Annotated in this window: 5 protein-coding genes and 1 pseudogene; 2 read left to right on the top strand and 4 right to left on the bottom strand. The window is 67.2% G+C overall.

The window, feature by feature from the left end; genetic code table 11:
* Positions 1 to 575 precede the first annotated feature (575 nt).
* Both A5678_RS12120 and A5678_RS12115 read right to left on the bottom strand, forming a co-directional pair.
* The gene (locus A5678_RS12120; protein ID WP_068042581.1) at positions 576 to 2,894 is read right to left on the bottom strand and encodes a WD40 repeat domain-containing protein; all 2,319 of its coding nucleotides are present in this window, start codon (positions 2,892 to 2,894) and stop codon (positions 576 to 578) included.
* An 85-nt stretch (positions 2,895 to 2,979) separates the two neighbouring features.
* Positions 2,980 to 3,252, bottom strand: coding sequence for a hypothetical protein (locus A5678_RS12115; RefSeq protein WP_068042579.1), 273 nt, complete (start codon positions 3,250 to 3,252; stop codon positions 2,980 to 2,982).
* Positions 3,253 to 3,789: 537 nt separating this feature from the next.
* Here A5678_RS12115 and A5678_RS12110 point away from each other — a divergent pair.
* Both A5678_RS12110 and A5678_RS12105 read left to right on the top strand, forming a co-directional pair.
* Positions 3,790 to 4,194: a hypothetical protein gene (locus A5678_RS12110; protein WP_068042577.1), complete on the top strand. Its 405-nt coding sequence runs from the start codon at positions 3,790 to 3,792 to the stop codon at positions 4,192 to 4,194.
* A 182-nt stretch (positions 4,195 to 4,376) separates the two neighbouring features.
* Positions 4,377 to 4,640 (top strand): annotated as a pseudogene (locus tag A5678_RS12105) (M15 family metallopeptidase); the annotation flags it as partial.
* 166 nt (positions 4,641 to 4,806) lie between these two features.
* On the opposite strand, the gene A5678_RS27520 reads toward A5678_RS12105, so the two are convergent.
* The gene (locus A5678_RS27520) at positions 4,807 to 6,465 is read right to left on the bottom strand and encodes a serine/threonine-protein kinase (protein WP_082945525.1); all 1,659 of its coding nucleotides are present in this window, start codon (positions 6,463 to 6,465) and stop codon (positions 4,807 to 4,809) included.
* 673 nt (positions 6,466 to 7,138) lie between these two features.
* The gene (locus A5678_RS12095; RefSeq protein ID WP_068042576.1) at positions 7,139 to 9,058 is read right to left on the bottom strand and encodes a serine/threonine-protein kinase; all 1,920 of its coding nucleotides are present in this window, start codon (positions 9,056 to 9,058) and stop codon (positions 7,139 to 7,141) included.
* Between the last annotated feature and the right edge of the window lie 58 nt (positions 9,059 to 9,116).

The raw sequence follows: 9,116 nt of genomic DNA, 5'->3' as shown, positions 1-9,116 counted from the left end.
CACCTTCAGGGCCACCACCCGATCCATGGTGGTGTCATAGGCCCGCCACACCTCACCCATCCCGCCGCGACCCAACAGCTCGATCAGCCGGTAGTGCCCGAACGGCGTGCCCTGTGCCACCGGTCCCGCCGGTGTCTGCCCAGGTTTCATCCGCTCGCCCCTATTCGACGAAATTCGCCGCAACCGGTGCGCTGATCACCGCAACGATCAACGCCAGCTGGACTTCTCATTCTCGTGCCGCGTCGAGGCTGTGCGTAGGGCCACTTGTCCCCGGCTGCCAGAAGCATTGGTCCCAAAACCCGGGACGGCCCGCGCCACAAACCGAGCCACGATGGCACAGCGCCGCCCGCCCGTAGCGATTCCCGGGTTACCCGATCGAACTCACAGCTCACCACAAGCGGGTTCGCCCGGTCCGCCGTTCTCACGATGCGAGCCCCCCGTCATGTCGCAGTGTGGTGGCGATCCTGGCACGCTGCGTGATGCGCCTCAACGCGCAGAGCTAGAGCCGTCGGCACCGAGAACACGCCGAACAACGGTTGGGCGGTGAGTTTTTGGAAGAAGCCTTGCGCCGGGTGTCAGCCATCGGCAGCAATGGGCAGTCCCGGGCAGGCTTCGATGTAGTCGATGTCGGGTGACACCCAGTCCCGCCACTGCCGGTGGCTCATGTTTGTGGTGAGCTTGGCGCACAATGCGGCCGCGGCATCGGGGTACGCGAGCCACAGGCGCAGGTTCTTGTCGTCGCTGCCGGACACGAGGAAATTCCCGTCGGGACTGAACGCCACACTGCGTACTTCGGCCCTGTGGCCGGTCAGCGGCTGGTCGAGAGGTTGGCCGGTGCCCGCGTCCCACAGCCGCACCGTCGTGTCGTCTTGACTGCCGGAGGCGATGCGCTTGCCGTCGGGGCTGAACGCAACGCTCAGCAGCGCCCCGCTGTCGTGGAGGGTTACCGGTTGCCCGACGGGTTGGCCAGTGGCCGCGTCCCACACCCGCACGGTGCCGTTCGAATTCCCGGAGGTGATGCGCTTGCCGTCGGGGCTGAACGCCACCCTCACCACCCCGCCCTCATAGAGGGTCATCGGTTGGCCGACGGGTTGGCCGGTGGCCGCGTCCCACACCCGCACAGCGCCGGAATATCCGACGGCAAGCTCGGAACCGCCAGAGGCGATGCGCTTGCCGTCGGGACTGAACACCACACTGTTTACCTCGCCCGTGTGGCCGGTCATCGGCTGACCGACGGGTCGGCCGGTGGCCGCGTCCCACACCCGCACGGTGCGGTCCATACTGGCGGAGGCGATGCGCTTGCCGTCGGGGCTGAACGCCACGCTCAGCACGGTCCCCGCGTGCCCTGTCATTGGCTGGCCGACTGGTTGTCCGGTGTCGGCATCCCACAACCGCACCGTGCCGCCTTTGTAGTCGCCGCCGCCGGAGGCGATGCGCTTGCCGTCGGGGCTCAACGCCACGCTCCACACCCCGTCATGAGTCATCGGCTGGCCGATCGGTTGGCCGGTGTCGGCATCCCATAGCCGCACATCCCCACCGCCCGAGGCGATGCGCTTGCCGTCGGCGCTGAACGCCACGCTTTCGACCGAGCCCGTGTGGCCGGTCATCGGCCGGCCGACAGGTGGGCCGGTATCCGTACTCCACACTCGCACGGTGGCGTCTAAGCTGCCGGAGGCGATGCGCTTGCCGTCGGGGCTGAATGCCACGCTGAGAACCTGGCCCGTGTGGCCGGTCAGCGGCGCGCCGACGGGCTGACCGGTGGCCGCGTCCCACAGCCGCACGGTGGTGTCCCAACTGGCAGAGGCGATCCGTGTGCCGTCGGGGCTGAACGCCACGCTATTCACCCAGTCGGTGTGGCCAGTTATCGGCTGGCCGACGGGGTGGCCGGTGGCCGCGTCCCACACCCGCACGGTGGTGTCTTCACTTCCGGAGGCGATCCGTGTGCCGTCAGGGCTGAACGCCACGCTTTCCACCGAGTCCGTGTGGCCGGTCATCGGCTGGCCGACGGGGTGGCCGGTGGCCGCGTCCCACACCCGCACCGTCTTGTCGGCGCTACCGGAGACGATGCGTGTGCCGTCGGGGCTGAACGCCACACTGTCCACTACCTTCGTGTGGCCGGTCATCGGCTGGCCGATGGGTCGGCCGGTGGCCGCGTCCCACACCCGTACGGTGTCGCCGTCGCTGGCGGAGGCGATGCGCTCGCTGTCGGGGCTGAACGCGACGCTGCCTACAAGGCTCTCTTGGCCGATCATCGGCTGGCCGACGGGCTGACCCGTGGCCGCGTCCCACACCCGTACGGTGTCGTCGTTACTGGCGGAGGCGATGCGCTTGCCGTCGGGGCTGAACGCCACGCTGAGAACCTGGCCCGTGTGGCCGGTCAGTGGCTGGCCAACCGGTTGACCGGTCCCGGCGTCCCACAGCCGCACCGTGGTGTCGCCGACACTGGCGGAGGCGATGCGCTTGCCGTCGGGGCTGAACGCCACGGAATTCACCCCGGTTAGGTCAAACGGACGCGGCGGACTCGGACGAGGTGTCTGGATGACCTTGAGTGTGTTCATCCTCTCTTCCAATGCCTTGCGCAATGGACCGTCATCGGGCGTTTGAGCAAGTCGCCGGGCCACAACCAGTTGTTGGAAGGCGCGCACATCACCTTCGAAACGGGTATGAGCCAGCATCGACTGGGCCTCGGCGACCAGCCGAAGGCTTGTCGCCTCGCGGAATATCCGGCCCGTCTCACGCTTGGCTTGCCGGACCTGTACGAAGCCGACTACCGCGGCGATCACCGCAATCACAGCGATCACCGCCAGCACCGTTAGCAGTATCCGTGAGCGTTTACCCAGCGCGGCCGCCTGTTCCTCCTCGCCAGGGGCTTCGGATTCGTCAGACGGGATCACCCGGTCAGTATTTCAGCCGGACAAGCACTTCCGTACCTGATTCGCCGGCCCGCGTGCGGACCGGCGGCGGCTCCGCGCAGAGTTGTTACGTCTCCCACACGATCCGGGATGGCGAGAGTCCGTAGTGCCCAGTTCCCATGGGGCACGGCCAGCGTGGCGGCGTGAGCTTCTGCACCGGCACCGCGCGGAACGCCCGGTGCGCGTAGGCCAGCGACTCGCGATCAGCGCGGAGGGTATTAGGCCCGATCGACGGGTCCGCTTCGCGCATCGTCAGCCGATGGTCGGCGACCTCATCGAACGTGCTCGTGGACTTCGGTGCCCACGTCGCGGTGCTCCACTGCTGGCGCTGCTCAGTCACCCCAGTCCTGGCGGCCGTGATCTGTTGTGTCCCAGTCGAGTTCGTAGCGCTGAGGGTGGTGGCAGAGCGTGATCGTGACCGAGCGGTCGGCACTGGGGTCGACATCGACGTGTAATACCTCACCCGCATGTCGCGGGGAATATCCCGTCTGGTCTCGCTCACAGTTACGACTAATCGACGAGGGGCTAGCAAGGGCGAATTCGACGCTACCGCAACAGAATAGGGACGCTGTGCGCGAATCCGAGCGCCAGCATAACTCGAATGATTGTGGCTCATGAGGCCGCGGCCATTAGGGCACTCTGGGCACAGAGATGCTAATGCCGGGCATCAGCAACCATCAGCCGGCGAGACGCGTCGCCGGATACTGCTAATGGTTGCGGAACCAGCAAGACACCGGTGTACGGGCATTTAGCATTGATGAGCATCAGAGATTGCTGGGTCTGGCACGGGCAGGGCAACGAGCCGCGCATTCGCCATCCTGGGCGGTCCGCTGACCGTGGCGTTCGTTTCCGGGCACTCCATGGAAGGGACACCACCATGACCACCCGAACCATCGCCAAGTACTGCGCCGGACTGATGGCCGCATCAGCGCTGCTCTGGCCGGCCACAGCAGCCGCCGAGTACTACGACACCCAAGCCCACAACATGGTCTGCGCGGTCGCACCCGACCCCACCTTGGCCGGCGATGAGGTTGCCTGCCAAGGACAGTTCACGCAAGCAGAGCCGGCTGGTAGCGGATTCCCTGTGACCACCGGGGACGGCACATTCCACTGGGAACAATTCAACCTTAACGTCGGGGAACCCATAACCGCCCTGGTCGACGGGCAGACCTACCACCACGGGAATTGGACGATCTACCCCGATGAGACCGGCATCCGGTTCGTCAATGACCGCACCGGCCACGGCATGTTCGTGAGCATCAAGAATGTGTATTCGTTCTGAGCGCAGGGGAAGTGCATGGGCTGCCGATCGCATCGAGGTGTCATGCGTCTATTCGTAATTGTCATCGGCAGTCGGCGTAGGAATACAGTCGGCGTAGGCATATTTGCCAGCTGCGGTGAGTCGTCGGCGAGGGATACTGGACGGTGATCCCGTCCGACGATGCAGAACACGAACCCGATGCCGCCAGCGTGCAAGACAAATGCGCGCCCGAGCGGCAGGTGGGCAAACTTTGTCTCATCGACGTGGGAACCGACTTCGGTGACTTCTGGCCCCGCGCTTTCGCCTTCGCAACGGAGGGCATCAGCGCGGAAGCACAAGCGAACCGGGCCCGGCTACGCGCCGCCATGACCGCTGGCAGGTTTACGGCGTACTCCGGTGAGTGGTGGCATTTCGACGGCCCCGGCGCCTTCGTCGAACGCCCCATACTCGACGTCCCGGTCAACTGAGCCCGAATTCGCATCCCAGATCGGGCCGAGCCCCCAGCCCTCGATCTTGATGGTCACCCAGCTGTGTGCGCCCGATCTGGCAAAGCAAAGCTGTCCCACACGGATGTTGGCCAGCGGCCTACCGGTCGGGCCATGCGAGACGGCGGTTGGCCAGTTACCCGTTCGGCTAACGGCGCAGGGTCGCGTAAATGGTGAAGTTGCGCTGTCGTTTTGCCGAGTAGTACGTGGAGGTGAAGTAGAGAGTGCCGTCGGCCTGTGGAGTGAGTGTGACCTCCGACGCGACACAGGGGCCGTACGTGATCCGTTCCGTCACGAACCGCACTCCATTCCCTGCCGAGCCGTGTTGGGTCCATGTGCCGCCACAGTTGAGCTGCGGGTAGCTGACGGCGGCGGTGAGCGATGCGCCGTCACTGATGTCGGCGACCACGTCGAAGCCGGCCTGGTCTCCATGCACGGATCCGGACCACTTGCCGGTCAACGACGCCGGTGAAGACGTGGGCGTCGTTGCCGTGGTCGTGGGGGCCGGCCCGGCGGTGCTGGGCGTCGTTGCCGTGGTTGTGGGGGCCGGCCCGGCGGTGCTGGGCGTCGTTGCCGTGGTGGTGAGGGCCGGTCCGGCGGTGCTGCCTTTGTTGCCAGGAGCCGCCGCACGGAACGCGATGAGCACGATGAGCGCGATCATCGCCACTGCACCGATTGCGGCCGCGGCTACCCAGATGAACTTCCTTGTCGAAGGCCGCCCGCGTGCCGGCCCGCCGGTAGCCCCCGCGCCGACCTGCTCCGCGCCGGGGATGGCGGGCGCCCCGGCCGGACCCGTGAACAAGCGCTGTTGGGTGGGTGCCGCAGTCGACCCCGCACCCACACCCCAGGCGTTGCCGTCCCCCCCGCCAGCAGCAGGCGGCCACCGTGGCCCGCCGTCCAGGCCGGCACCTGGTGCGGGCAGGGTCGGCGGTGGCGGCGGCGGGGGGCCCGGCCGGGGCAGCGGGGTGGTGATCGCGGCGCGCGCGGCGTCGGCCAACTCGATGGTGGTCGGGTAGCGCTGGTCAGGGTCTTTGGCCATGCCGGTGGCGATCACCGTGTCCAGGGCCGTCGGCACCGTGCTGCTCTGCGCCGACGGGCGTGGCGGCGGCGTGGTGAGATGCGCGGTGATCTGTTGTTCGAGACTCTCGCCGGGAAAGGGCCGGCTGCCGGTCAGGCACTCATAGAGCACACAGGCTAACGCATAGATGTCGGCGCGGGGATCGCTCTGGCCGGTGCTGATGCGCTCGGGGGCCATGTAGGCCCAGGTGCCGATCACCGCGCCGGCGCTGGTCAGCCCGGTCTCGCCGACCGCGTGGGCGATGCCGAAGTCGATCAGGTAGGCGAAGTCGTGCTCGGCGATCAAGATGTTGGACGGTTTGACGTCGCGGTGCACCAACCCGATCCGATGCGCGGCGTTTAGCGCCGCGGCGATCTGGTCGATGATCGCGATCGCCCGGGCGGGTTCCAGGGGGCCCTGGGCCAGCAGGGTTTGCAAGTCGCGGCCCGTGATCAGCCGCATGGTCACATACAATCGTCCGTCGATCTCGCCGAAGTCGTAGATGGGGATGACGTGCGGCTCGTCCAGACTTGCCGCGGCGTGGGCCTCGCGGCGAAACCGCTCCACATAGGCGGGATCCTCGGCGACATTAGGCAACAACACCTTGAGCGCCACCACCCGATCCATCACGGTGTCATAGGCCCGCCACACCTCACCCATACCGCCGCGACCCAATAACTTCACCAACCGGTAACGCCCAAACGGCGTGCCCTCGGCCACCGACCCCGCCGGTGTCTGCCCAGGCTCCATCTGCTTGCCCCTCATCCGACGCAATGCCCACTCGGCCCAACCGTTGCGCTGGACGGCGCAGCCATCAACGCCGTCACCGGAATCCCCGAGTGGTTGCTGGGCTTCTGATTCTCGTGCCGCGTCGCGGCACGGCGTAGGGCCGCTTGTCCCCGGCCGCCAAGACCATTGGTCCCACCACGCCGGCCGGGTGCGCGCCACCAACACAACCACGATGGCACAGCGCGGTCGCACCACCGTAGCGATTCCAGGGTGCTCACTCGCCGCTGAAATGACACCCCATTTCAAGGCTGTGACATGCTCGGAATGACCACCAGCCCGGCTTCGTGGGCTGGACGAAACGGCACGGGTTCACCCCCGCCAGCACCATCGACCTGTGGTGGCCCGAGATCAACGCGTTCATGCCAACCGGCATCACCAACGCCGGCACCGGGGGTTAGCACCGACTTGTCACGTAGAACAAGCGGGCCAGTTGGGGGTTCGATAACCGGGCGCACTCGGCTCGCCGGAAACGATTCCATCGCAACCGCAAACAGCGCCCCGCGACCCGGACTTCATGCTGAAAGCCTGGCCGAAATCGACGAGCCAGCAAATGACGGGTCCACGTTGTGGCGGGGCCCGCTGCGCTTGCGCCGCCAGCCTTCGTGAGCAGAAACCCCGGAAACGGGATGACTCTCTAATCGCCGGTGCGCACAAACGTGTCGTCGAAACCCCAGGAGCCGACATCGCAGGTGCCGGTCTGTTCCTGGTGGCCGTGCCCGATCAGCAGCGTGATCGGATCCTGCGGCGGTTGCGGCAGCGGATACCGCGCGGTGGCATTCGTGTGCCCCGTGCCGCCGCCCCGACACGGCATGTCGTGATCGAAGTCCCGGATCCACTTTCCATCGCCGAAGACCAGCGCCTTAGCAGCGTCGGGGTTGTGGAAGTAGCTCATGCACCGATCGCCGGTGCGTAGACAATCCGTCCGGACCGCGTAGTCGCCCTCCTGTTTGTGCCCGTTCGCGAAAGTTGTCGTCTCGTGGTAGTGGCCGTGCAGCGCTTGGGCCGCCGACACCACCCGCGGCGGCTGGGCGGCCGGGTCGGGCAGGCTGGTGACGTCGACGTCGCCGGTGCGGGTGAAGCTCACGGCCAGCTTGTTGCTGCAGTTGTTGCTGGCCGTCGAGGTGTAGTCGCCGGACAGGGTGCCGTCAGGATAGGGCTGCAAAATGAACACCCGCCAGCGTTCGGTGGGAGCATTGTCGCAGGTTCCTGAGCCGAGGCCGACGGCCAGCCAGCGCCCGCCGACATCGTCGAACACCAACGTCGACACAGAGGTGGCTTGGCCGCTGCGGCGTGACGCGGTGGCCACGCACCCGCCCGGTCGGCACACCGAGCGCACCGCCCAGGTTTCGATTGCTGCCGGCGCGGCACCCTCCCAAGGTTTCCCGTCGATATCGGTCTCGGGGCCGAAGTTGGCGGTGTAGATACCGGTGAAGGGGCCGGTATTTGGCGGCGGCGCGGCCGGGGTCGGCTTGTGGCGTTGGGAGACGTTCACGGCGGCGAAGACCCCGCCGCCGATGAGCACCGCGATCGCCAGCAGCGCGGGAATCACGACGCGGCGGCGGCGCCACCTCGGCCGGGGCGGGCTGGGCGTCACCTCCAGCGGTGTCGGTGGTGGCAGGGCGGGTGCGGCCCCGGTCGGCGCCAGTTGGGTGTCGGAGCCGTCGGTCGCGCCTGCGGTGGGCTGAGCGGCACCGGCCGGTGGGTGCAGCGGGGTGGTGATCGCGGCGCGGGCGGCGTCGGCCAACTCGATGGTGGTGGCATAGCGCTGGTCGGGGTCTTTGGCCATGCCGGTGGCGATCACGGTGTCCAGGGCCGTCGGCACCGTGTTGGTTTGTGTCGACGGGCGTGGGGGCGGCGACGCCAGATGAGCTGCCAGCTGTTGTTCGAGACTGTCACCGGGGAAGGGCCGGCTGCCGGTCAGGCATTCATAGAGCACGCAGGCCAGGGCGTAGATGTCGGCGCGGGCGTCGGCCTGTCCGGTGTTGAGGCGTTCGGGGGCCATGTAGGCCCATGTGCCGATCACCGCCCCGGTGCTGGTGAGCCCGGCCTCCCCGGCCGCGTGGGCGATGCCGAAGTCGATCAGGTAGGCGAAGTCGTGCTCGGCGATCAAGATGTTGGACGGTTTGACGTCGCGGTGGATCAACCCGACCCGGTGTGCGGCGTGCAGTGCCGAGGCGATCTGGTCGATGATCGCGATCGCCCGTGCGGGTTCCAGGGGGCCCTGGGCCAGTACGTCGTGTAGGTCGCGGCCCTCGATCAGCCGCATGGTCACATACAGTCGTCCGTCGATTTCGCCGAAGTCGTAGATGGGGATGACGTGGGGCTCGTCGAGGCTGGCCGCGGCGTGGGCTTCGCGGCGGAACCGCTCCACATAGGCGGGATCCTCGGCGACATTGGCCAACAGCAGCTTGAGTGCCACCACCCGATCCATGACGGTGTCATAGGCCCGCCACACCTCACCCATTCCGCCGCGACCCAACAGCTCCACCAGCCGGTAACGCCCGAACGGCGTGCCCTCGGCCACCGACCCCGCCGCTGTGTGCCCCGGTTCCATCTGCTTGCCCCTATTCGACGCAATGCCCACTCGGGCAACGGGTGCGCTGGTCAGCGCA

This window comes from Mycobacterium sp. E2733 (assembly GCF_001667585.1).
In the GTDB taxonomy this organism is placed as follows: domain Bacteria; phylum Actinomycetota; class Actinomycetes; order Mycobacteriales; family Mycobacteriaceae; genus Mycobacterium.
Note: the sequence above shows the minus strand (reverse complement) of the source record. Positions and strands in the feature narration are given on the sequence as shown.